The following is a 23,971-nucleotide window of genomic DNA, read 5'->3' on the forward strand; positions in this document are numbered from 1 at the left end:
GTTGGGCCTCCGAGAGGATGGAGGCCACGCCAGCAGGAGGAAATCACACAAACGGGCGATGCCGCGCCCGCCGCATCTCCCGTACCCTGCGTCAGGACCCGACGCGCGATGGCACCCCGCGCCCCACCCCAGACCCGGAGCCTTCCGTGAACCTGCATCGTCTCCTCGTCGCCCTGCTGGCGGCCCTGCTCCTGGTCGGCGCGGACGTCGCGCCCGCCGACGCCCAGCTGCGCGGCCTGCGTGACCGCGTGCGACGCACGGTCGAGAACGAGGTGAACCGCAAGGTGGACGACATGGTCCGCGACGCGGTGCGCTGCTCGCTCGGGGACGCAGCCTGCGCCGAGCAGGCGCGCAAGGACGGGAAGACGCCGGTCTTCGAGGACGACGACGGCAACATCGTGACGGACGAGAACGGAGAGCCGATCACCGATCCTGAGGATGCGGAGCGTGCCGGCGAGGCCCCCGGAAGCGGCGTCTGGCGCAACTACGACTTCGTGCCCGGGAGCGAGGTCATCTACGCGCTGGATCTGACCGACGAGCCCATCGGCCGCATCCCCGCCCGCCAGCTCGACTACGAGAGCGGGAACATGCAGGTGGTGGAGAAGGACGGGCGCAAGGTGCTGGAGTTCAGCTCCGAGACCCGCTTCCACATCCCGTTGCCGCGCGAGCTCCCCGAGGACTTCACCATCGAGTTCGAGTTCCAGGCGGCGGCGCCCAACATCGGCATGACGATGCTGATCGGGGCGCACGAGTCCAGCAACATCCGCTCCTACGGTCACCACTACCTCAATCTGTGGCAGAGCTCGGGGATCGCGTACGGTGGGACTCTCATCTCCAGCCAGGCGGGTCTGTGGCACATCTCCACGGAGATGATCCCGTTCAAGTTCCAGGTGGACGGAGACGCGGAGCAGCCGGACTACGCCATCCTCTACGCCGGCACCGAGCGGGTCGCCCAGGTGCCGAACGGGGACTTCGCGCGTGGGGCTTCGCTCGAGATCCGCATCCCGGCCAACGATTCACGGCGCGCGTACCTCTCCAACCTGGTGGTCGCGATCCATGGGGATCCGCTCTACGACGCGCTCACCAACACGGGCGAGTTCACCACGCGCGGGATCCTGTTCGACTTCAATTCCGACCGCCTGCGCCCGGAATCCACCCCGACCCTGCAGTCGATCCTGACGACGCTCGAGCAGCATGGGGATCTCTCGCTCGCCATCGAGGGCCACACCGATTCGAGCGGCGAGGAGGAGTACAACCAGCAGCTCTCCGAACGCCGCGCGGCCGCGGTGGTGGCGTGGCTGGTGGACAACGGCGTGGCCGGGGGGCGGCTGTCGGCCGTGGGGCGGGGCGAGACCGAGCCGGTGGCCGACAACGCCACCGAGGCCGGGCGCCAGCAGAACCGCCGGGTCGTCCTGAAGGCCGGCTCCTAGACCCGGCTCCGGGGGATCGCCCGAGGGCTCCGGCCCCCCCGACCGGGAGCGCGCGGAACGCCGCCCCGGTAGCACCCGCTCCCGGCCCCCGCCCGGGGTGCGGAAGGAGGTCCGGCCGGGACGCCCCGGCCGGGCCTCGTCGTGCTCCGCACCCGTCGCCGCCGGCGCGGGCCCGGTGTTACCCTACGGGTCCTCCGGGTCCGTGCATCCTTCCGGCCTCTCGCGGGAGCGAACGCGGATCCGCCGCTGCCACGGATCCACCCGAGCGGACGCTGCCCTGAAGACGCGGACCCATCCACCGGTGCCCGAGGACGCCCAGCGCGAAGCCGCCGAGCTCGCGCGGGCCATCGACGAGCACAACCACCGCTACCACGTCCTCGACCGACCCTCGATCTCCGATGCGGAGTTCGACCGTCTGTTCGCGCGTCTGGTGGAGCTGGAGGCGGACTTCCCCGCGTTGCGCGTCCCGCAGTCCCCCACGCAGCGCGTGGGGGGCGAGCCGCTGTCCACGCTTCCCACGCTCCAGCACGTGGTCCCGATGCTGTCCCTGGATTCGAGCCAGGACCCCGACGACGTGCGTCGTTTCCACGACCGCCTCTGCAAGGCGCTGGATGGCGAGCCGGAGTATGTCCTGGAGCCCAAGCTCGACGGGGCCTCCATGGAGCTCGTGTACGAGGACGGCCTGCTGACGCGGGCCGTGACGCGCGGCAACGGGACCCACGGGGAGGGCGTGACCGAGAACGTGCGCACGATCCCGTCGGTGCCGCTGCGGCTGCGCACGGAGGGTGCGGTCGCTCCCCCGGAGCTGCTGTCCGTGCGCGGAGAGGTGCTGATGTTCCTCGAGGCGTTCGAGGCGCTGAACGAACGCCTCATGGAGCGAGGGGAAGAGCCCTTCGTCAATCCGCGCAATGCGGCCGCCGGAGCGGTGCGTCAGCTCGACTCGCGCATCACCGCCGAGCGGCCCCTGCAGTTCATCGCCTACGACGTCCTGGAGGCGCGGGGGCTGACGCTCCAGCGGGACGACGAGGGCATCGCGCTCCTGGCCGCGTGGGGCTTCCGCATCCCGGACCGGGTGGAGGTCGTCACCGGACTCGACGGCGTGCTCGACTACCATCGGCGCTACGGGGAGGACCGCGACGGGCTCGACTACGAGATCGACGGCGTCGTGATCAAGGTCAACGATCTCGCCGCACGCGCCCGACTCGGCACCACCGCGCGCCACCCGCGCGGCGCCATGGCGTTCAAGTTCCCCCCGCGGCAGGAGGTCACGCGGATCGAGCGCATCGCGGTCTCCGTCGGCCGCACCGGCGCCATCACACCGGTCGCGCTGCTGCTGCCGGTGGAGGTGGGCGGCGTCACGGTCTCGCGCGCCACGCTGCACAACCGGGAAGAGGTGGCGCGCAAGGACGTGCGCGAGGGGGATCTCGTGCGCATCCAACGCGCGGGGGACGTGATCCCCCAGGTCGTGGAGCGCCTGGAGGAGCCCGGGCGTGAGCGGTCGGAGGCGTACCGGATGCCGGACACCTGTCCGGCCTGTGGCACCCCGGTGGTGGAGCGCGGGCCGTTCACCGTGTGCCCCAACCGCTTCGGGTGTCCCGCCCAGCTCAAGGGTCGGCTCGTCCACTTCGGATCGCGCGGCGCGCTGGACATCGAGGGCCTGGGCGAAGAGACCTCCGCCCTGCTGGTCGAGCGGGCGCTGGTCACCGACCTCGCGGACCTCTTCCACCTGCGGCCCGAGGCCCTGGTGGAGCTGCCGGGCTTCGCGGAGCGCTCCGCCGGCAACCTGGTCGACGCCATCCAGGCCCGCCGGGACACCGAGCTGGCCCGCTTCATCCACGGCCTCGGGATCCCCGAGGTGGGCTCCGCCGTCGCGCGGGACCTGGCCGCGCACTTCCAGACCCTTCCGGGCCTGCTCGCCGCCGACGCGGACGCCCTCGTGGCCGTCCCGGGGATCGGGCCCAAGATGTCCGAGGCCATCCGCGCCTTCCTGGACGAGCCGCGCAACCGCTCCGCCATCGAGCGCCTCGCCGGCGAGATGCGGACCCTGACCGCCCCACCGCCCGTGCGCGTGGGCCGACTGACCGGAAAGAAGATCGTCTTCACCGGGGGCCTGGAGACCCTGACGCGCGATGAGGCCAAGGCCCGCGCGGAGGCCGAGGGCGGCCGCGTGGTGGGATCCGTCAGCAAGGCCACCGACTACGTGGTGGCAGGAAGCGACGCCGGCTCGAAGCTGGACAAGGCCCGGGACCTGGGCCTCGAGATCCTGACCGAGGAGGAGTTCCTCGCGTTGGTGGGCGGAGAGGACTAGACCGTGGAGAACTTCGAGATCGCGCGCGTGCTCGGCGAGCTCGCCGACCTCCTGGAGATCCAGGGCGCGAACTCGTTCCGGGTGCGCGCCTACCGCAACGCCGGCCGCGCCGTGGCGCAGACCAGTCGCCCCTACGCCGAGATGGTGGCCGCCGGCGAGAAGCTGACGGACCTGCCCGACATCGGCGAGACGGTCGCCTCGCACATCGTGGAGCTCGTGCGCACCGGCCGGCTGGGCCGCCTGGAGGAGCTGGGGCGGGAGGTGCCCCTTTCGCTGGTGGAGCTCACCCGGCTCGAGAGCGTGGGGCCCAAGAAGGCGGCCCGGCTGTGGAAGGAGCTCGGGGTCACCACGCTGGAGGAGCTCGAGGCGGCCGTGAAGGCCGGACGGGTGGAGACGCTGAGCGGCTTCGGCCCCAAGAGCGCGACCCGCCTGCTGGAGGCCATCGCGGACCGACGCAAGCAGCGCGGCCGTCTCCTCCTGTCGGAGGCCGAAGCCTTCCTGGACCCGCTGCTGCGCTGGCTGCGCGAGGCCCCCGACCTGGAGCGCCTCGAGGTGGCGGGGAGCTTCCGTCGCCGCCGGGAGACCATCGGTGACCTGGACCTGCTCGCGACGGTCCAGGGAGACGGAGCGGACGTCATCCAGCGCTTCGTGGACTACCCCTCGGTCGAGCGGATCACGGGGCAGGGCGAGACCAAGGGCAGCGTGGTCCTGCGTGGAGGCCCCGCCGTGGACCTGCGGGTGCTGCCCCCGGAGAGCTTCGGTTCGGCGCTCCTCTACTTCACGGGCTCCAAGGAGCACAACGTCGAGCTGCGCACCCAGGCCGTCCGCGCCGGACTCAAGGTGAGCGAGTGGGGTATCTTCCGGGTCACAGAGACCGGGGAGGAGGGGGAGCGGCTGGCCGGCCGGACCGAGGAGGAGTGCTACGAGGCGCTGGGCCTGCCCTGGATCCCGCCCGAGCTGCGCGAGAACCGGGGCGAGATCGCGGCCGCCCGGAAGGGGCACCTGCCTACCCTCGTCGGGGTGGAGGACCTGCGCGGCGAGGTGCACGCCCACACCGAATGGAGCGATGGCGCGCTCACCCTGCGGGAGCTGGTGGAGACCTGTCGGGATCGCGGGCTGGAGTACGTGGTGATCACCGACCACACGCCGGCCGTGGGCGTGGCGGGAGGGCTCAACGCGAAGCAGGTACGGCAGCAGTGGGAGGAGATCGAGCGGGTGCAGGAGGTCGTCGAAGGCATCCGGATCTTCCGTGGGCTGGAGGTCGACATCCTGCGCGACGGGTCCCTGGACATGGATGACGACATCCTGGAGCAGCTGGACTTCGTGATCGTGTCGGTGCACACGCACATGGGAATGGAGAAGGACGAGATGACGGACCGGGTGGTGCGCGCGCTCGAACACCCGTCCGTGGACCTGTTGGGCCATCCGACCGGGCGGCTGCTCAACCGCAGGGAGCCGTACGCCATCGACATGGAGACCGTGCTCCAGGCGGCGGCCGAGGCCGGCGTGGCGGTGGAGGTCAACAGCAACCCCAGGCGCCTGGACCTCCCGGACGTCCACCTGGCGCGGGCGCGCGAGCTCGGCATTCCGGTGGCCGTGACCACCGACACGCACAAGGTCCGTGAGCTCGACAACGCCCGCTTCGGCGTGGATCAGGCGCGCCGCGCCTGGCTGGGTCCCGAACACGTGCTGAACGCCCGAGCTGCGGATGCGTTCGCGTCGTGGCTGCGCCGGCGGGACGCCTGACATGCTGGCGCGCCTGCTGCTGCTGGCCGGCGGGATCGGCGCCCTCTACTTCGGCGCCGAGTGGTTGATCCGCGGCGCCGCGGCCCTGGCCCAGCGCTTCGGCGTGCCGCCCATCGTGGTGGGGCTCACCGTCGTGTCGCTGGGCACGTCCGCCCCGGAGCTGGCCGTGAGCATCCGGGCGGCGCTGGGCGGGCAGGCCGACATCGCGGTGGGCAACGTGCTGGGGTCCAACCTCGCCAACGTGGGGCTGGTCCTGGGTCTGACCGCCCTCATCCAACCGCTCACGGTGGCCGCCCGGGTCGTGGTGCGGGAGATCCCCATCATGATCGGGATCACGCTGCTCCTCTACCCGCTCATCCTGGATCTCGAGGTGACGCGCTTCGACGGTGCCTTGCTGGTCTCGCTCCTGGTCGCGTACCTGATCTACGTCTTGAAGGCTTCGCGCAACGAGCCGGAGGCCGTGCTCGAGGAGTTCTCCGGGTTCATCGAGGAGATCCCGGAGACGCAGGGCAACACGCGCCGCACGCTGCGCGATATCGGGCTGATCCTGGTCGGTCTGTCGGCGCTCGTGATCGGAGGCAACGCCATCGTGGGCTCCGCCACCTACATCGCCGCGGCGCTGGGCGTCTCCGAGATGGTGATCGGCATGACGGTCGTGGCGGTGGGCACGTCCCTGCCGGAGCTGGCCACGTCGGTGGTGGCCGGCATCCGCCAGGAGGCGGACATCGCCGTCGGCAACATCATCGGCTCCAACATCTTCAACATCGGCGGCGTCCTGGGCGTCACCGCGCTCGTGCAGCCGATCCCCGTCGGGGCCGAAGTCCCCAACCTGCACCTGCTGGCGGTGCTGTTCATGTCGGTCCTCGTCTTCCCGTTCGCGCGGTCCAGCTACACCGTGCAGCGCCTGGAGGGCACGTTGCTCTGCCTCACCTACCTCGGTCTGGGTCTCTGGATCTTCTGGTGAGCCATCCATGAGCCGCTCCTCCGACCCGGTGCTGGCTGCCATCGAGCGCTGGCTGGAGCGCGGGCTCGTGGGCGAGGAGCTCGCGGAGCGGCTGCGTGCCGACGCCGTCGCCTCGGCGCAGGAGCGGGGCCGGACGCAGCTCCAGTACACGCTGGGCGCGACCGCGGGGCTCATCCTGCTCCTGGCCGCCGGCATCTTCATCGCGCGCAACTGGGCGCTGTTGGGCGTGCCGTTCCGCTGCGCCATCCTGGTCGGGACCGGTGCGTTGCTCGTGGCGGGTGCGCGACCCCTGGAGACCCGCGCGCGGCTGGAGCCGGTGGGACTGCTGCTGCGCGCTTCGGGACTCGCCCTCGTGCTGGTGGCGTGGCTCTATTCGGACGAAGCGTGGGAGGCCGGGACCCCCGGCGCGTTCCTCGTGGCCGCGCTCGCCCTGCTGACGCCGTGGCTGAGCGTGCGGCTGGCCAGTGGGCGGCGGGCCGGGACGGCGGCGGTGAACACGATCGCCGCGTATGCCTTCCTCGCGGTCTTCCTCGACCGCCTCGGATTGTCCGGGGACGGCGTCGTCTGGGTGCTGGACGCCGTGCTGCTGCTGTCCCTGGTGTCGCTCGCGCTGCGGCTGCGCGCGGCGGATCCGTCCTCCGCCGTCGAGGCGACGCTGGTGGCGTTCCTGGTCAGCCTGTTCGGCGGGCTGGTCCTGGTCTGGTGGACGGCGGTCGGCCCGCTCGGCGTCGAGGGCTCGGCCATCTGGCCGTTGGATCTGTGGCTGCTGGTCATCGTGGCCGTCCTGCTCTGGGGCATCCATCGCGCGCCGCCGCGGCTGTGGCGGCCCTGGTACGACCGGCTCCTCGCCGGCACCGTGTTGATCGGGATGGTCTTCTCGTTCTTCTCGTTGGAGGAGGTGGATCTGCGGGGGCGCTGGATGGCGCTGGGACCGGCGCTGGTGGCCGCGGTGGGCATCCCGTACGGGCTGCGGCATTCGCGCGCGGTGGCGCTGAACGCCTGTATCGCGCTCCTCGCGGCCGCGGGGGCCCTCACGCGCTGGGGGGACCGCGGACCGCTCTCCGTCGTGCTGGTCCTGGGCGCCACCGCCGCGCTGCTGTTCGGGATCGCCACGCGTCTCGCGCGAGGACCGGTATGAGCGGCTCCGACCCGTCCGGTCTCCCGTTCGGCCAGCAGCTGCCGCGCATCCGCGTCCGGCCGCCGGGCCCCCGGTCCCGACAGTTGGCCGCGCGCCTGCGCCGCGTGGAGTCACGCAACGTCACCTACGTCTCGGACACCTTCCCGGTCTTCTGGCAGCGCGCACACGGCGCCAACGTCGAGGATGCCGACGGCAACGTCTACCTGGACCTGAGCGGCGCGTTCGGTGTGGCCTCCGCCGGGCACACGCCGGTCGCGGTCACGGACGCGGTGACGGCGCAGGTGTCGCTGCTCGTGCACGGCATGGGAGACATCCATCCGCCCGCGCTCAAGGTGGACCTGCTCGAGCGTCTGGCGCGATTGGCACCGTGGCGCTCCGCGCGCGCGGTGTTGGCCTCCTCCGGGTCGGAGGCGGTGGAGATCGCGCTCAAGACCGCTCTCCTGGCGACCGGACGGACCGGCGTGCTGGCGTTCGAGGGGTCGTACCACGGGCTCACCCTGGGCGCGCTCGCGGTCACGCATCGCGAGGACTTCCGCGCGCCGTTCCGCGAGCGGCTCTTCCCCGGCGTGCGCTTCCTCCCGTTCCCGGGCGGCGTGGGCGGCACTCCGGTGCACGAGGCCATCCACGCCGTGTCCGCCGCGCTGTCGGGTGGGGACGACGGCCCGCCCGTGGGCGCCATCCTGGTCGAGCCGGTGCAGGGGCGTGGCGGGGTGCGGGTACCGCCGCCCGGGTTCCTGAGCCACGTCGCGGATCTGGCGCGTGAGCACGGTGCCCTCGTCGTCTGCGACGAGATCTTCACCGGCCTGGGGCGAACGGGGCGCATGTTCGCGTTCGAGCACGAGGGCATCCAGCCGGACCTCTTCTGCGTCGGGAAGGCGCTCGGGGGTGGGATGCCCCTGTCCGCGTGCCTGGGGCCGCGCCGCGTGATGGACGCGTGGCCGGAGTCGGCCGGGGAGGCGCTCCAGACCAGCACGTTCCTGGGTCACCCGCTCTCGTGTGCCGCGGCGCTGGCGTTCCTGGACACGCTCGAGCGCGAAGGGCTGGTGCGACGGGCCCGCGAGGTGGGCGCCGCCCTGCTGGCGGGCCTGCGTGCGGATCTCGCCGACCATCCGGCCGTCACGGACGTGCGAGGCCGCGGACTGCTGATCGGCGTGGAGCTCGCCACCGGACCGGATCTGCGCCCGGGGCCCGAGGTGGCCGAAGCCCTGCTGCGGCGGGGCGTGATCCTGCTGCCTGCGGGACCGGACGGGCGCGTGCTGGAGCTGGCGCCCCCGCTCACGATCTCGGAGGACCAGGTGGCCTTTGCGCGCGAGATCCTGCGCGCGGAGATCACCCGGGCCTGAGTGGCGCGGCGTCGCCTGCCGACGTCGCCCCGCCGCGTCCCTACAACCCTTCCAGGATGTCCTTGGCCACGCCCGTGGTTGAGAAGCCACCGTCGTGGAAGAGGTTCTGCATCGTGACCTTGCGGGTGTAGTCCGAGAAGAGCATGACGCAGTAGTCGGCGCATTCCTCCGCGGTGGCGTTCCCCAGCGGCGACATGCGCTCCCCGTAGGCGAGCATCTTCTCGAACCCGGACACGCCGGTCCCCGCCGTGGTGGGTGTGGGGGACTGCGACACCGTGTTCACGCGCACGCGGTTCTTCGTGCCGAAGTGGTACCCGAAGCTGCGCGCGATCGACTCCAGCAGCGCCTTGGCGTCCGCCATGTCGTTGTATTCGGAGAAGGTGCGCTGCGCGGCCACGTAGCTGAGCGCCACGATGGAGCCCCACTCGTTCATCAGATCCCGGTGATAGAGGAGCTGCATGATCTTGTGGAACGACACGGCCGAGACGTCCAGCGTCTTCTGCAGCCAGTCGTAGTTGAGGTCGGTGTAGACACGCTTCTTGCGCACGTTCGGGGACATCCCGATGGAGTGCAGCACGAAGTCGATCTTGCCCAGCTCGGCCTCGGCGGCGTCGAAGAGCGCATTCAGGTCGTCGGTGGACGTGGCGTCGGCGGCGATCAGCGGCGCACCCGTGCGTTCGGCCAGGTCCTTCACGCTCCCCAGCCGCAGCGCCACCGGCGCGTTGCTCAGGACGAAGCGCGCGCCCTCCGCGTGGGCCCGCTCGGCCACCTTCCAGGCGATGGAGAGCTCGTCGAGGGCGCCGAAGATGATGCCGGTCTTGCCGGCCAGGAGATCGTGGGCCATGGCGGTGGACTCTGGGAGGCAGGCCGGGCCGGGCCGGCGGGCGATGAGGCCGCCCCGGACGGACGGCACCGGCCGCCAAGATAGGCCGACCCGACCGCGGCCGGTACCGGCCCGGAGCCCCAGGGTGGGGCCGTCTGCGCGACCGACCCGGCGGGGTCCGGACCGGTCGGACGGCTTGCCCGACCGATCGGACTGCGTCCTCCGACCGGTCGGACGACGTCCCCGACCGCGAATGGCATCCCCGACCGACCGCACGGCGCCCCCGACCGATCGGACGGCGCCCCCGTCCGGCCGGGCCTCAGCGCAGGCCGGTCAGCCTGCGTACCACCACGGTGGGGACGTCCAGGGCATCCAGCTCGACCACCGCCATCCGGTCGTCGGGACCGAACGCGAGCGGGAGTCGGAGGCCGTCCGCCGGGACGGTCCCCAGGTAGCCTTCGGTGGGGCTCAGCACGTCGATCGGCCCCTCCGCCCCCACGGCCTCGGCCGTGCGCTCCACCCAGATGCGGCCCGCCCAGTCGGTCGCCAGCCCCGCGATGACCGGGCGCTCCTGCGCGAACGTGGTCTGCTCGAGCTGCTGCTCCACCATGCGCTCGATGGCCTTCTGGTCGAGCGTGACGGTCTGCGAGCCCGAGCCGCCGCTGCTGCCGCCCCCACCCTGGCCCCGCACGATCATCACCGCGCCCGGGCGGCCACCCCCGCCGCCGCCCCCGCGCGCGGCCTCCATGCGCTGCCGCCGGTAGGCCTCCCGGTCCCGTTCGCCGACCCGGCGAGGCGGAAGGGGCCGGCGCAGCACCCGCTCCACGCGGCCCCCCGCGCCCACGAGCTTGACGGCATAGCCCACCGAATCGGTGACGGCCAGCTGGCCGCCCGGGAGCAGGCCGAAGTGCAGCCCGGGAGCAAAGGCCAGCTCGGCGTCTCCCATGGAGAAGCGCATCCCGCCCCCGGGGGAGAGCTCCACCGGGCGCTCGGGCGGGGGCAGGCGCCAGGCGTCGTAGGCGGTCTCCACCCCGGAGCCCGCTCCCGGCGCCACCCGCTGGATCGGGCGCCGATCGGCGGGACCGGCGTCCCCCGCGCCGATCCGCAGGCCGTCCCCGCTGAACAGCACCCGGCCCTGCGCGTCGACCTGGAAGCCGCGCAGCGGAAGGCCCTGGTCCGGGCCGTGGGCCTCCTGGCCCAGGAAGCGGCCGTCGGGACCGAAGCGCAGGAAGGCCATGTGCCCGAGATCGAAGACGAGCAATGTCCCGTCGGGCGCCACGCCCAGGGAGACGGGGCTCCTGAACTCCCCCGGTCCGTCGCCCCGGAGGTCGTGCGTGCGGACGTGGGTGCCGTCGGCCCCCACCACGACCACCCGCTGGCTCTGGGCATCGAGCACGTAGAGCCGACCCGCCGCGTCGAAGGCGGCCTGGGTGACCCGCGCCAGCTCCTGCCACTCCGCCCCGTCGGCGCCCCCGATGCGGTACACCTCCTCGGTGCGCAGGGCCAGCGTCCGGTCCGCTCGGGGCAGGTCGGTGACCGTCTGGGCAGCGACGGCCAGCGGAACGAAGGCCAGGGCGATCGTGGACGGAAGACAGGTCCGGAGCATGGTGCCTCGCCGCGGCGGCGGAGGTGGCGGGCCGGAGGGCGTCTCCAGCGCGTGCAGGGGATGGGATGCCCGCCCGCGGCGCCAGCGTTGGCCGGGGCACGTCGTTATCTTTCAAGACTGCGCCCACACCCCCGGAGGCGGGCGCCCTGGACCCCAGAACTCCCGGAGTGCCGATGACGGACCTGCTCACCCGGACCGTTGCCAAGCGCCCCCGCACCCTCCGCTTCGAGGGCCGGATCCTGTTCCTGGTGGACGACGCCGCGCTCATGCGGCGGCAGCTCCAGGACGGTGAGAACCTCGAGCTGACGGACGAGTTGCGAGCCCTGCTGCGCGATCAGATCAGCACGGACGAGATCACGCCCGCCTACATCTGCTACTTCCACGACGAGACCCTGGGCGAGTTCCCCTACCTGGGGCTGCGCTCCCGTGACCCCGCGACCGGGACGCCGGTCGCGCCCGTGACGCGGGGCAGCGTGAAGGCCGGCGGCTTCGTGTGCTCGGTGGCGGGCAAGCGCCGGGGCAAGGGCTCCTCCCGCGAGCAGAGCCCCTATGCGGAGCTCATGGCGGGCATCCAGGTGGTGGTCGGGGAGAGCATCGAGCGGATCTACAACGAGAACTGCCAGAACCTGGGGATGCTGACCACCACGGACTTCGGCATCATCGAGCGGATCCGTCGGGGTGAGGAGATCCCGCTCGAGGCCTTCCTCGCCGGCACCGATCCGATCACCCGTCAGATCATCGAGTACGGCGGGCTGTTCGAGTTCAACCTGGCCCGCTTGCAGGGCAAGGTGGAGCTGCCGCTCCCCGAGGCGCTGGCCGCGGCGAACAGCGCCTCGTCCACCGCCATCGAGGCCTCCTCTCCCGCGGCGGAGCTGTCCGGCCTTCCGCCGGTGCAGCCGCCCTGGCGGCCCATGACCCTGGGGGAGAAGATCTTCGCCCGCCACTGGGTGGTCGACGCGGCCGCCGGTGACGTGGGCGTGGAGTGGGTGCGCCCCGGCGAGGCGGGCTTCTTCCGTACCGACATCCGCTTCTCGCACGAATACGTGACGCCCATGGCGGCCATCTTCTTCGAGGAGAAGCTGGGCGCCGACGCCGAGGTCGCCGATCGAAGCTCCATCCTCTTCTTCCGCGATCACCTGACCTTCCTGGCCAAGGCCATGAGCCAGGAGCGGATCGAGGAGGGCCTGCTGGACGTCGCCAACCAGCTCGAGGTCAAGCAGCGCGAGTTCTCCGAGCGGCAGGGGATCAAGCTGTACGGGGAGCAGATGGGACACCGGTTGGGCTCCGAGGCCATCTGCCACTCGAAGATCCTCGAGGAGTACGCCGAGCCCGGGATGCTCATCATCGGGACGGACTCGCACACGCCCCACGCGGGTGCGATCGGCGCGCTCGCCTTCGGCGTGGGCACCACGGCCATCTTCAACTCCTGGATCACGCGCGACGTCCGCGTGCAGGTCCCGCCCTCGTTCAAGGTGGTCATCTCGGGGACGCCACGTGCGAACGTGACGGCCAAGGACTACATGCTGGAGATCCTCCGGCATCCCTACATCCGGGATGGGCACGCGATCGGGCAGATCATCGAGTACGCCGGGCCGGCCGTGGAGGCGCTGTCCGTCGACGAGCGGGCCACCATGACCAACATGGCGGCGGAGGTCGGCGCGTTCACCGGCCTGGTGGCGGCCGACGAGCGCACGGTGGAGTTCCTGGTGAACGAGCGCGGCATGGACGCCGACAAGGCGCGCGCGCTCGCGGCGGGCATGCAGAGCGATCCCGACGCCGAATACGTGAAGGTGATCGAGATCGACGCGGCCTCCGTGCGGCCGATGGCCGCGCTGCCCGGCGACCCCGGCAACGGGCTGTACGTCGACGAGCTCGGCAGCGAGCCCATCCGCATCGACATCGCCTACGCCGGCTCCTGCACGGCGGGCAAGAAGGAGGACATGGACATGTACGCCCGTGTCTTCCGCGAGGCGCGGGCACAGGGTCTGCGCATCCACCCCGATGTGCGCTGCTACATCCAGTGCGGCTCGATCGAGGTACGGGAGTACTGCCGCCGGCAGGGATACCTGGAGCTCTTCGAGGCCATGGGTGCCGAGTTCATCGAGCCCGGCTGCGGGGCCTGCATCAACGCGGGGCCGGGCGTGACGGCAGCCCCGGGCGACGTGTCGATCTCCTCGCAGAACCGGAACTTCCCCGGTCGCTCCGGTCCCGGGCAGCTCTACCTGGGCTCGCCCTACACGGTCGCGGCCAGCGCCGTCGCAGGTGCCGTGGTGGAGTGGGTGCCGGGAGAGCCGATCCGACCGGTGCCGGCGCGGGAGCCGCAGCCCGCGTAGGCTGCGCGGGTCACCCGGCCGAGCGAGCAGCGAGGCCCGACGCCTTCCGGCGTCGGGCCTCGTCCGTTCAGGCGATGTCGGCCAGGGTGGGCTCGCCCGGCGCGGCCGAGGGTGCCGCCCGCACCACCCGGTTGCGGCCGCTGCGCTTCGCCGCGTAGAGCGCCCGGTCCGCCGCGCGCAACAACTCGCTGGGTGTGTCGCGACCCATGCCCCAGGTCGTGATCCCGATGCTGATCGTCACGCGGAACGGCTTCTGGTCCGGGTCGGTGTGCCGTGCGTCCGCCACTTCCGTGCGGATGCGCTCGGCCAGCGCGGACGCGCCTTCCAGGTCGGTCTCGGGGAGCAGGATCGCGAACTCCTCGCCGCCGATGCGGCCCGTCACGTCCACCTCGCGCGCCACGGAGCGCACGGCGCGCGCGGTCGCGACCAACACCTCGTCTCCGACCTGGTGTCCGAAGGCGTCGTTGACTTCCTTGAAGTGATCCAGATCCAGCAGCATCAACGCGAAGTCGTGCCCGTGGCGCTGGCTGCGCCGGCATTCCCGCTCCAGTTGCTGCAGGAAGTAGCGCCGGCTGCTGAGCCCGGTCAGCGTGTCGCTGTTGGCGAGACGCTCGAGCTCGGTGTTCGCCTCCTCGAGAGAGGCCGTGACCACCCGCAAGCCGGCCTCGATACGCCGCCGATCCGTGGTCTCCCGGAACACCAGCACGCGTCCCATCAACGCGCCCGAGGAGGGACTGTGGATCGGCGAGACCCGCAGATCGTACACGCGCTCGTCGAGACCTGGACCCATGGTCACGTCCTGCACCTCGGCGATCCCGAGGTCGAGGACATGCTCCAACGCGGGAGCCCGCGCGAGATCCGAGAACGAACGGCCGATGGCGGCGTGGGTGGCCGGCCCGAAGATCGCGGCGCCAGCGGGATTGAAGTCGAGGATGCGGCCTTCGTCGTCGAGGACGAAGACGGCGTCCCCGATGCTCTCGAACGCCTGGTTGCGGGCGACCGGCACGAGGTCGGCCGCGCCCGACCGCATCAGGCCCCACGCCAGGAGCGAACCCGCGAAGGCGTAGCCGAGCGGGATGAAGTCGAACCACACCCCCGGGCTAAGGGGCGACAGATAGAGGATCGTGGCCACCACGACCAGCGCGGGTCCACCCACGATCGCGACGAGCTGCTTGCGGGTGTGATAGGTCTGGCCCACGGTCCAGACCAGCACGGCCGTCGCCGCCAGCATCAGGCCGTAGCAATAGATCGCATGCAGGTAGAAGACCGGCCCGTGCTCCAGCGACAGGCTGAGCAGCGCACCGGAGCGGACCTGCTGGATGTCCGCCCAGACGAGCCCGTGCCAGTCGTTGGTGAAGACCAGGCCCGTGATCACCGCCGCGATGAGGACCAGCAACGGACCCCACTGGGAGCTGGTCCGCGGGCTGCGGCCGGTGTAGCGGAGCGCGAAGAGGAACCAGGCGACCGAGGCGCCGAGCACGGCCGGATACTGGAGCTTGCAGAACCAGAGCTGGGCCGTGAGGCTCGTGAAGGCCAGCGCCAGGGCCTGCATGAGGCTGTAGAGGGCGACCGCGATCATCATCCCCTGCAACATCAACGATGCGGCGGCCGGGCGCGTGCGCCGGCTGTAGGCCGCCGTGGCGACACACCACAGCACGGCCAGCAACGGGGGAAGGATCCAGTTCGTCAACTGCACTGCAAGAGGACCTTGGCGGGGGTGGGGTCCAGCGGGTACGCGCCAGCACCCGGGAAAGCTGCACCTTTCATACCCGGGAATGCGCGAAATCAAGCGTTTCCCGGTCATCCGCCTCCCCGTGCACGCGGATACGCCTCGGAGGGCCGCCCGGGAATGGCGCCCCTTGGGGGTTTCCCCTCAGGACCCGGAAGGATCTGCCGCCTCGGGAAAGCGGCGCAAAGTCAGGTGTTTACGTCCCTTAGGAGGTCCTCAACCCACGCGCTCGGGGGGGCAGGAAGGTCCCCTGGAGGTCATTCGTGCCGACCCCCACCGGGGAGTCCCCGGTACACCGGACGCGAAAGCGCCCCGCACCGGATCCCGGCGCGGGGCGCTCGCATGGCCGCTGCTGGACTCGAACCAGCGACCCCTACGATGTGAGCGTAGTGCTCTACCAGCTGAGCTAAGCGGCCGCTCCGGGAAGCGTCTCGGGGCTCCCACGCAGCGCGGACCCGCACGAGCGGACCCGATACCCCCACGGGGAATCGAACCCCGGTTTTCTGGCTGAGAACCAGATGTCCTAGGCCACTAGACGATGGGGGCGTAGCGGCCCCGGAGGCCCGAGCCTCCGGGAGACGTGGAAAATACCCGGCCCCCTGCGGCCGTCAACCCCGTTTCCGGTCTGCGTGGAGCTGCGCAGAAAGGCGCTGTCGGCCGCGGTCCGGTACCGCCGCCCGAACCAAATGCCGCTCCACGGGTTACATGCCGGCGAAGCGGCGTTCCCCGACGTACGGAATCAGGCCGAGGACGACCGAATGGCGAAGAAGCGTCGCGTGCTGGACGAAGCCACCCTCGAGGAGTGGCTCGGCGAGCACAAGGGCTGGAAGCTCCAGAACGGGTCCATCGTCAAGGACTTCAAGTTCAAGAACTTCCGCGATTCCATCGTCTTCGTGAACCGCGTGGCCACCATCTCCGACGACGCCGACCACCACCCCGACATCGACATCCGCTTCAACCGGGTCCAGATCGCGCTGACGACCCATGATGCGGGGGGGATCACGAAGTCCGACCTGGACGTCGCGCGGACCATCGATTTCGCGACGTCGGCCCGGTAGGGAAGCTCTGCACATGTGCGGTCCCTCGCGCGCGGGGGAGATCCGCTTCCTCGATCCGAACCGCTGAGGCCGGGCTCCCGCTCCCGGCTCCGCCGTCCCCCACCACCGGTGTGCGTGATGAAGAAGCTTCTGGGTCCGGGCGGCCTGGTCGCCCTGCTCCTCCTCGTCGGGTGTTCGGGATCCGAGCGCTCGCCCTCCTCCGACGCCCCCGCGGAGTCGTCCTTCCGTGTCGCGCTGCTGACGTCGGGTCCCGTGTCCGACGCCGGTTGGTACGCCGGCGCCTACGAAGGCCTCCAACGGATCGGCTCCGAGATGGGGGCCCGGGTCAGCCACCAGCAGACCCGCACGCCCGCCGAGTTCGACGAGGCGTTCGTCGCGTTCGGCACCGACGGCTACGACCTGGTCTTCGCCCACGGGTTCGAGTACCAGGACGCCGCGCTCCGGGCCGGAGCGCGCTTCCCCGACCTGCGCATCGTGGTCTCTTCCGGAGGCCGGATCGCGCGGAACGTGATCCCGTTGATCTTCCGCCTGGAGGAGGGAAGCTACCTGGCCGGGATGGTGGCGGGAGCGCTGACCCGCAGCGGGACCGTGGGCATGGTCGGAGGCGTCGAGATCCCTCCCGTGAAGGGGACCTTCGATGCCTTCCGGGCGGGGGCGATGTCGGTCCGGCCGGACATACGGGTGATCGAGGCCTTCACCGGTGACTGGGAGGACGTGGCTGCGGCGAAGGAGGCAGCCGTGGCGCAGCTTCGTGCGGGGGCGGACATCCTGATCCACAACGTGGACGCGGGAAGCTTCGGGATCTTCCAGGCCGTGCGCGAAGCCCGGGCCGGGGGCCGCGACGTGTGGGCGATGGGGATGAACCGGGATCAGAACGACGTCGCGCCGGACGTGATCCTGGGGAGCGCCGTCATCCGCATCCCGGAAGCGTTCCTGCAGGCCGCCGAGCGGCTGCGCGCGGGTCCGATGCCTGCCGAGCCGCTGGACATGAGCCTCCGCGACGGCGTGATCGACTTCGTGCCCAATCCCGCGTTGGCCGACGTGCTGCCCGCCGAGCTGCTGGATCGGCTGGAGGAGGCCCGACAGGAGATCGTGGCGGGTACGCTGCGCGTGCCGCGCGTCCCGTTCGTCGAGGGCGAAGCCACGCCGTGAGCGGTTCGGCACCCGCCCTGGAGGCGCGGGGCCTGGAGAAGCGCTACGGTCCGGTGCGGGCCCTGGCGGGCGCGCACCTCCAGGCCTTCGCCGGCGAGGTGCACGCCCTCCTGGGGGAGAACGGCGCCGGCAAGAGCACCTTCGTCGGTGCCTTGGCCGGGCTCGTCCGTCTCGACGACGGCGAGATCCGGCTGGAGGGGGCTCCCGTGCGCATCGACTCCCCCCGGGCCTCGGCCGCGCGCTCCATCGGGGTCGTCCATCAACACTTCGCGCTGGTGCCAGCGCTCACCGCGCTGGAGAACGTGGCGCTGTCCGCGGGGCGCGACGTGGGGTGGGGGCCCCTGCCGCTCTCGCGGATCCGCCAGCGCGCCCGGGACGTGGCGGCGCGGACCGGGCTGGACGTGCCGCTCGATGCCCGGGTCGAGGATCTCAGCGTCGGCGCCCGACAGCGGCTCGAGATCCTCAAGCTGCTCTACCGCGACCCCCGTGTCCTGGTGCTCGACGAGCCCACGGCGGTGTTGTCCCCGCCGGAGGTCGACGGGCTCTTCCGTGCGCTACGGGCCCTGGCCGCGGAGGGGCGGACGGTCATCCTGATCGCCCACAAGCTGGACGAAGTGCTGTCCATCGCTTCCCGCGTCACGGTGCTGCGGCGCGGCGAGACCGTGCTGGAGGCGGAGCGCGCCGCCGTCGACGCGCTCCGCCTGGGGCGTGCCATGGTGGGGTTCGATCCCCCCCGTCCGAGGCCCCATGCGCCGAGGGATCCCGGGCCGGTCGTGGCCCGGCTGCGCGGGGTCGGCGTGACGCGTGGTGGGCGGGACGTGCTGACGGACGTGGGCCTGGAGGTCCGGAGCGGGGAGATCCTCGCGGTCGCGGGCGTGGAGGGGAACGGCCAGCGCGAGCTCGCGCTCGTGCTCGCCGGGATGGAGGCCCCGACGCGGGGTGAGGCGCAGCTTCCGCCGGTCGTGGGCTACGTCCCCCAGGAGCGCCTGGGGGAGGGCCTGATCGGCAGCATGGATCTGGTCGAGAACGTGGCGCTGGCCCTGCGCGGTACACGCGGTGCCCGGCGCCGATCGGGGTTGGACTGGCCGGCGCTCCGGAAGCGGACGGAGGCCCTGCTGGAGGAATACGACGTGCGCGCCCCGGGTCCGCGCGCACCGGCCCGCACGCTGTCGGGCGGCAACCAGCAGAAGCTCGTGGTGGGACGGGAGGTGGCGCGCGACGCACCCCTGCTGGTCGTGGAGAACCCCACCCGCGGGTTGGACCTGGGCGCGGCCGCCTACGTGCAGGAGCGACTGCTCCGGCTGCGGGACGAGGGTCGGGCGGTGGTGCTGATCTCGACGGACCTGGACGAGGTGCTGACCCTCGGCGACCGGATCGGCACGCTCGTCCGGGGCCGCTGGGATCCGGTCCCCGACGCCGAGCGTACCCCCGCGCAGGTCGGCGCCCGCATGCTGTCGGCGTCCGTATGAGACGCGCGGCCGCGCTGTGGGTCACGCCTGCCCTGGCGGTGGGGGTGGCGCTGGTCCTGGTGACCGGCGCGCTCGCGCTGGGCGGTCACGCACCCGCGCAGGCCCTGGCCGCGCTCGTGGACGGAGCGGTGGGATCGTCGGATCGGATCCTGTCCATCACGCTGGTCCGCGCCACGCCGCTCCTGGTCACGGGCCTGGCGGTGGCTCTCGCCTTCCGCGCCGGCATCTGGAACATCGGCGCCGAGGGTCAGCTCTATGCCGGCGCGGTCGCGGTGGCGGCGCTGGGCGCGGCGGCGCCCGACCTCCCCACGCTGGTGGCGCTTCCCCTGGCGCTCGGCGGCGCCCTGCTGGCGGGAGGCCTGTGGGCGGCCCTGCCGGCCCTGCTCCGACTGCGCGCCGGCACCAACGAGGTCATCACCACGTTGCTGCTCAACTTCGTGGCGCTCCACCTGACGAGCGTCCTCGTGCGGGGGCCGCTGCAGGAGGCCCGCGGGGTCTTCCCGCAATCGGAGACCCTGCCCGAGGCCTTCCATCTCCCCCTCCTGGTGGGCGGCACCCGCCTGCACGTGGGCTTCCTCCTGGCGATCGGGCTGGCGGTGCTGCTGCACCGGGTGCTGGCGCGCACGGACTGGGGCTTTCAGGTGCGCGCCCTGGGCGCCTCTCCCCGGGCCGCGCGCCTGTCAGGGCGGATCGACCCCGGGCGCGTCGGCGCCGGCGTCCTGGTGCTCTCGGGGGCGCTGGCCGGGCTGGCGGGCGCCTTCGAGGTGACCGGGGTCACCTGGGCGTTGTACGAGGACCTCTCGCCGGGATGGGGCTACACGGCCATCGCGGTCGCGCTGCTGGGAGGCCTGCGGCCCGCGGGCGTGGTGCTGGCCGCGCTCTTCCTCGGAGCCCTCGAAGGAGGGGCGGGCGCGATGCAGCGGAGCGCCGGGGTGCCTTCCGTCTGGGTGGTCGGCATCGAAGCCGTGCTCATCCTGACCGTGCTGGTCGTGGCGACCCGTACCGGGCGGGCGTGGCGGAGTCGGGCGGTGGGAGAGGGCCCGTGAGCGAGGCCCTCGTGCCTTTCCTGGAGGCGAGCGTGCGGCTCGCCGTGCCGCTCATCCTGGCCGCCCTGGGCGAGCTCGTCAGCGAGCGGGCGGGGGTGCTGAACATCGGGCTGGAAGGCTCGATCATCGCCGGCGCGCTGGCCGGCGCGCTGGGGGCCCTCGCGACGGGCTCACCCGCGGTGGGGGTCCTCGCCGGGGCCGGGGGCGGGCTCGCCCTGGTGCTCGTGTTCGCCCTGGTCGTCGTGGGCTTCGGCGCCGACCAGATCATCACGGGCACCGCCATCACGCTGGCCGGGCTGGGCCTCACGGGCATCGTCTACCAGGAGGTGTTCGGGGTGACGGGCACGGCGCTCACCATCCCCACGTTGGCTCCGCTGCCGCTGCCCGTGCTCGCGGACCTGCCCGTGGTGGGCAGCGCGCTGTTCGCCCAGGCACCCACGGCGTACCTGGCCTACCTGCTGGCACCGGCCGTGGGCTGGGCGCTGTTCCACACGGGATGGGGCCTGCGGGTCCGGGCGGTGGGCGAGGCCCCCACCGCGGCCGCCGCGGCGGGCGTACCCGTCGCACGGCTGCGCGTCGGCGCCCTCGCCTTCGCCGGTGTGATGGCGGGCGTGGCCGGGGCCCACCTCGCCCTGGCCCACGCCGGCACGTTCGCCGAGGGCATGTCGGCGGGGCGCGGGTTCATCGCCATCGCGATCGTGGTGCTGGGACGCTGGCGTCCCCTTCCGGTGTTCGCGGCCGCCCTGTTCTTCGGCAGCGCGTCCGCCCTCCAGTTCTTCCTGCAGAGCCTGGGGCTCGACCTGCCGTACCCGGTCTTCCTGGCCCTGCCCTACCTGCTCACCCTGGCGGCTCTGGCCGTCCAGCGCGGCCGCTCGGTCGCTCCGGCCGCGCTGGGGCAGCCCTGGCCTCCCGACGGCCGCTGAGGGGTACCCGGCCCTCGCGAACGGGGTAGCTTCGACGCATGACAACGAGAACGATCCTCCTCGCGCTCCTGACCTGGGCGTCCGCCCTCCCCCTCGCCGCCCAGATCCCGGATGCCGGGGGCACGGCACGTGTGGCCGAGCTCCTGCGCGGGCTCGACGGCGTGAAGCGCGTGCTCGTCATCGCGGCCCACCCCGACGACGAGGACACGGCGCTCCTCACCGCGCTCGCGCGCGGTCAGGGGGCAGAAGCCGCCTACCTGTCCCTCACGCGCGGCGAAGGCGGGCAGAACCTCATCGGTCCGGAGCTCTTCGAGGGGCTCGGTGCGATCCGGACCGGGGAGCTGCTGGCCGCGCGCCGCCTCGACGGCGCTCGACAGTTCTTCACGCGCGCCTTCGACTTCGGCTTCTCCAAGAACGCGGAGGAAGCGCTGGCGTTGTGGCCGCGGCAGCAACTGCTGGCGGACGTGGTGTGGGTGGTGCGCACGTACCGGCCCCAGGTCATCGTCTCCGTCTTCAGCGGCACGCCCGCCGACGGACACGGACAGCACCAGGCCGCGGGCATCATGGCGCGCGAAGCCTTCCGCGCGGCGGGCGATCCGGGACGGTTTCCGGAGCAGCTCGTACGCGGCGTGGAGGTCTGGCAGCCCGACAAGCTCTATCAGCTCCTGCGGGGTCGCACCCAGGGGGATACGACCCGCGTGGTGACGGGCGCCGTGGATCCGGTCACCGGACGCTCATGGTTCCAGATCGCCATGGAGAGCCGAAGCCAGCATCGCTCGCAGGACATGGGCGTTCCGCAGACGCTGGGACCCGCGGCTTCGGTCCTGGACCTCGTGCGCAGCGCGCCGGACCTGGAGGCCGATCCGACGCTCTGGGCGGGGGTGGACACGGCGTTGACGGCCATCGCGGGCGACGCTCCCGCGGCCGCGATGAATCCGCTCGGGGAGTACCGTGAGCGGATTGCGGAGGCGCGCAGCGCGCTCGTGCCCGGAGACCCCTCGTCGGCGCTGCCCGCGCTGCTGGGCGCCGCGGACGCGTTGGCGCGCGCACGTGCGGGTGCGATCGGCGGCAGCACGTTGCGCGCCGAGCTCACGCGGCGTACGGAGCGGATGCAGGAAGCGGTGCTCGCCGCGGCCAGCGTGGTGGTGGACGCACGCGCGAGTCGCGACCGCCTGGTGCCCGGCGAGACGTTCCGCGTGGACCTGGAGGTCTGGAACGCCGGAGGGGTGGCTGCCACGGACGTGACGCCGTCGGTGGCGTTGCCCGCGGGCGCGCGCGCCCGTCCGGTGCGCCCGCCCGAGCTGCGGGGCCGGTTCGGCCCGCCTACCGCGGACGAGAGTGCGCCGCTGGAGCCGCTCGGCGACTGGGCCGACGCCGCGCAGGGCGTGGCGCGGACGGTGGAGGCCGGCGCCTTCGAGCGCTGGAGCTTCGAGGTCGAGCTGCCGGATTCCGTGCCGCTGTCGCGGCTGTACTACCTGGAGCGGCCGCGTACGGGTGCCATGTACCAGTGGCCGGCGGAGCCGTCGGAATGGGCGCTCCCCCGCGACCCGGAGCGCTTCCCCGCGCGGGTTGCGCTCACGCTCGCGGCCGAGGGGCATCGCGCGACGGTCGCCTGGGAAGGCGCGGTGGACTACCGCGGTGTGAACCCCGCGCGCGGTGAGTACCGGCAGCCCGTGTTGATCCTGCCCGCCCTTTCCGTGGCGCTCGATCCCGGCGTGCTGGTGTGGCCACTCGACCGGCGTGAGCCGCGCATCGTCAACGTGACCCTGGAAAGCCACGCACCGGATGCCCGTGCGGGTAGGGTGCGTCTGGAGATGCCGGAGGGGTGGACGGCCGAGCCGGAAGAGGCCGCGTTCCGCCTCGAACGAGCGGGCAGCCGAGCCACCTTCGCCTTCCAGGTCGTGCCGCCCGCCAACGTCGCCGAAGGGGAGAGCGCGATCCGCGCGCTGGCCACCGTCACGGATGGACCCACGTACGACGAAGCCGTCCAGCTCATCGACTACGAGCACATCCAGCGTGTCGCGCTGTTCGATCCCGCCCGGTCCCTCCTGCGTGCGTTCCCCGTGCAGGTGGCCCAGGGGCGGAGCGTGGGCTACGTGATGGGCACCGGGGACGCCGGCCCGGCCGCCATCCGCGAGCTGGGCATCGAGCCCCACCTGATCACGACCGAGGACCTGGCGTCCGGAGACCTGGGTCGTTTCGACGTGATCGTGCTGGGCGTGCGGGCGTACGAGGCCCGGCCCGACCTCATCCAGTACAACGAGACCGTGCTGGATTGGGTACGGGGCGGAGGCGTGCTGATCTCGCAGTACAACCAGTACACCTACAACGAGCCTGGAATCGCGCCCTGGCCCGTCGAGATCCGCCGGCCCCACGACCGCGTCACCGACGAGACGGCCGCCGTGCGCTTCCTGGAGCCGGACAACCCGGTGCTGACGCAGCCCAACGCGCTCGGCCCGCCCGACTTCGAGGGGTGGGTCCAGGAGCGCGGGCTCTACTTCCTCGGCGAATGGGACGAGCACTGGACACCGCTGCTGGAGATGGCGGACCCGGGCGAGGACCCGAAGCGGGGGAGCCTGCTCGTGGGGCCGCTCGGGGAAGGGGTCTACGTCTACACCGGGCTGGCGCTCTTCCGGCAACTTCCGGCGGGCGTGCCGGGGGCGTACCGCCTGCTCGCCAACCTGCTCTCGGTGCGGCCGGGGGTGCTGCCCTGAGCCCTTCGGACTGTGCTCGTTTTTAGCCGTTCCTGAACACGGGCCCCCGCCGATCCCGGTGGGGGCCCGTGGCACGTCGGTTGCCTCAGCCCGCCGCTCCAGGTGGCGGACGATCCCCTCGGGGCTCGCCGCTTCGGGCCCATCCCCGCGTCGGCCTCGGGTCGGCGGGTCCGTCTTCCTCCCGGCTCC

16 protein-coding genes and 2 tRNA genes are annotated in these 23,971 nt (G+C 72.1%); 13 read left to right on the forward strand and 5 right to left on the reverse strand.

Annotated features, from left to right (window positions below; genetic code table 11):
• The first annotated feature begins 146 nt into the window (after positions 1-146).
• From R3E98_13460 to R3E98_13485, 6 genes are all read left to right on the forward strand, one after another.
• Positions 147-1,430 carry an OmpA family protein gene (locus R3E98_13460; GenBank protein MEZ4424412.1) on the forward strand — a complete coding sequence of 428 codons (1,284 nt, stop codon included), beginning with the start codon at positions 147-149 and terminating at the stop codon, positions 1,428-1,430.
• A 301-nt stretch (positions 1,431-1,731) separates the two neighbouring features.
• Positions 1,732-3,738: an NAD-dependent DNA ligase LigA gene (ligA, locus tag R3E98_13465; GenBank protein ID MEZ4424413.1), complete on the forward strand. Its 2,007-nt coding sequence runs from the start codon at positions 1,732-1,734 to the stop codon at positions 3,736-3,738.
• A 3-nt stretch (positions 3,739-3,741) separates the two neighbouring features.
• Positions 3,742-5,484 carry a DNA polymerase/3'-5' exonuclease PolX gene (gene polX / locus R3E98_13470; protein MEZ4424414.1) on the forward strand — a complete coding sequence of 581 codons (1,743 nt, stop codon included), beginning with the start codon at positions 3,742-3,744 and terminating at the stop codon, positions 5,482-5,484.
• A 1-nt stretch (position 5,485) separates the two neighbouring features.
• The gene (locus R3E98_13475; GenBank protein MEZ4424415.1) at positions 5,486-6,448 is read left to right on the forward strand and encodes a calcium/sodium antiporter; all 963 of its coding nucleotides are present in this window, start codon (positions 5,486-5,488) and stop codon (positions 6,446-6,448) included.
• Positions 6,449-6,455: 7 nt separating this feature from the next.
• Positions 6,456-7,586 (forward strand): hypothetical protein, encoded by a 1,131-nt coding sequence (locus R3E98_13480; protein MEZ4424416.1) that lies wholly within the window; start codon positions 6,456-6,458, stop codon positions 7,584-7,586.
• The gene (locus tag R3E98_13485; GenBank protein MEZ4424417.1) at positions 7,583-8,929 is read left to right on the forward strand and encodes an aspartate aminotransferase family protein; all 1,347 of its coding nucleotides are present in this window, start codon (positions 7,583-7,585) and stop codon (positions 8,927-8,929) included. The genes R3E98_13480 and R3E98_13485 overlap by 4 nt, the downstream gene beginning before the upstream one ends.
• 40 nt (positions 8,930-8,969) lie before the next feature.
• On the opposite strand, the gene R3E98_13490 is transcribed toward R3E98_13485, so the two are convergent.
• Both R3E98_13490 and R3E98_13495 read right to left on the reverse strand, forming a co-directional pair.
• Positions 8,970-9,773, reverse strand: a complete 804-nt coding sequence (locus R3E98_13490; GenBank protein MEZ4424418.1) for an SDR family oxidoreductase — start codon at positions 9,771-9,773, stop codon at positions 8,970-8,972.
• A gap of 298 nt (positions 9,774-10,071) precedes the next feature.
• Positions 10,072-11,358 (reverse strand): hypothetical protein, encoded by a 1,287-nt coding sequence (locus tag R3E98_13495; protein MEZ4424419.1) that lies wholly within the window; start codon positions 11,356-11,358, stop codon positions 10,072-10,074.
• Between the two features lie 173 nt (positions 11,359-11,531).
• Here R3E98_13495 and R3E98_13500 point away from each other — a divergent pair, with 173 nt between their 5' ends.
• Positions 11,532-13,691, forward strand: coding sequence for an aconitase family protein (locus R3E98_13500; GenBank protein MEZ4424420.1), 2,160 nt, complete (start codon positions 11,532-11,534; stop codon positions 13,689-13,691).
• 67 nt (positions 13,692-13,758) lie between these two features.
• On the opposite strand, the gene R3E98_13505 is transcribed toward R3E98_13500, so the two are convergent.
• From R3E98_13505 to R3E98_13515, 3 genes are all read right to left on the reverse strand, one after another.
• Entirely contained in the window at positions 13,759-15,381 is a 1,623-nt protein-coding gene (locus tag R3E98_13505; protein ID MEZ4424421.1) for a diguanylate cyclase, read from the reverse strand.
• A 382-nt stretch (positions 15,382-15,763) separates the two neighbouring features.
• Positions 15,764-15,836 (reverse strand) — tRNA-Val (locus R3E98_13510).
• 57 nt (positions 15,837-15,893) lie between these two features.
• Positions 15,894-15,966, reverse strand: a tRNA-Glu gene (locus R3E98_13515).
• 212 nt (positions 15,967-16,178) lie between these two features.
• Here R3E98_13515 and R3E98_13520 point away from each other — a divergent pair.
• The 6 genes from R3E98_13520 (at position 16,179) to R3E98_13545 (ending at position 23,782) form a co-directional block, all read left to right on the forward strand.
• Positions 16,179-16,478: a 4a-hydroxytetrahydrobiopterin dehydratase gene (locus R3E98_13520; protein MEZ4424422.1), complete on the forward strand. Its 300-nt coding sequence runs from the start codon at positions 16,179-16,181 to the stop codon at positions 16,476-16,478.
• 117 nt (positions 16,479-16,595) lie between these two features.
• Positions 16,596-17,630, forward strand: coding sequence for a BMP family protein (locus tag R3E98_13525; GenBank protein MEZ4424423.1), 1,035 nt, complete (start codon positions 16,596-16,598; stop codon positions 17,628-17,630).
• On the forward strand, positions 17,627-19,099 hold the full coding sequence (locus R3E98_13530; protein MEZ4424424.1) for an ABC transporter ATP-binding protein: 1,473 nt from the start codon (positions 17,627-17,629) through the stop codon (positions 19,097-19,099). The genes R3E98_13525 and R3E98_13530 overlap by 4 nt, the downstream gene beginning before the upstream one ends.
• Complete coding sequence (locus R3E98_13535; GenBank protein ID MEZ4424425.1) at positions 19,096-20,145, forward strand: ABC transporter permease; 1,050 nt, start codon at positions 19,096-19,098, stop codon at positions 20,143-20,145. The genes R3E98_13530 and R3E98_13535 overlap by 4 nt, the downstream gene beginning before the upstream one ends.
• Complete coding sequence (locus R3E98_13540) at positions 20,142-21,068, forward strand: ABC transporter permease (GenBank protein MEZ4424426.1); 927 nt, start codon at positions 20,142-20,144, stop codon at positions 21,066-21,068. Before R3E98_13535 ends, R3E98_13540 begins: the two co-directional genes overlap by 4 nt.
• 38 nt (positions 21,069-21,106) lie before the next feature.
• The gene (locus R3E98_13545) at positions 21,107-23,782 is read left to right on the forward strand and encodes a PIG-L family deacetylase (GenBank protein MEZ4424427.1); all 2,676 of its coding nucleotides are present in this window, start codon (positions 21,107-21,109) and stop codon (positions 23,780-23,782) included.
• Positions 23,783-23,971 lie beyond the last annotated feature (189 nt).

Source organism: Gemmatimonadota bacterium (genome assembly GCA_041390125.1).
In the GTDB taxonomy this organism is placed as follows: Bacteria; Gemmatimonadota; Gemmatimonadetes; order Longimicrobiales; family Gaopeijiaceae; genus JAGQIF01.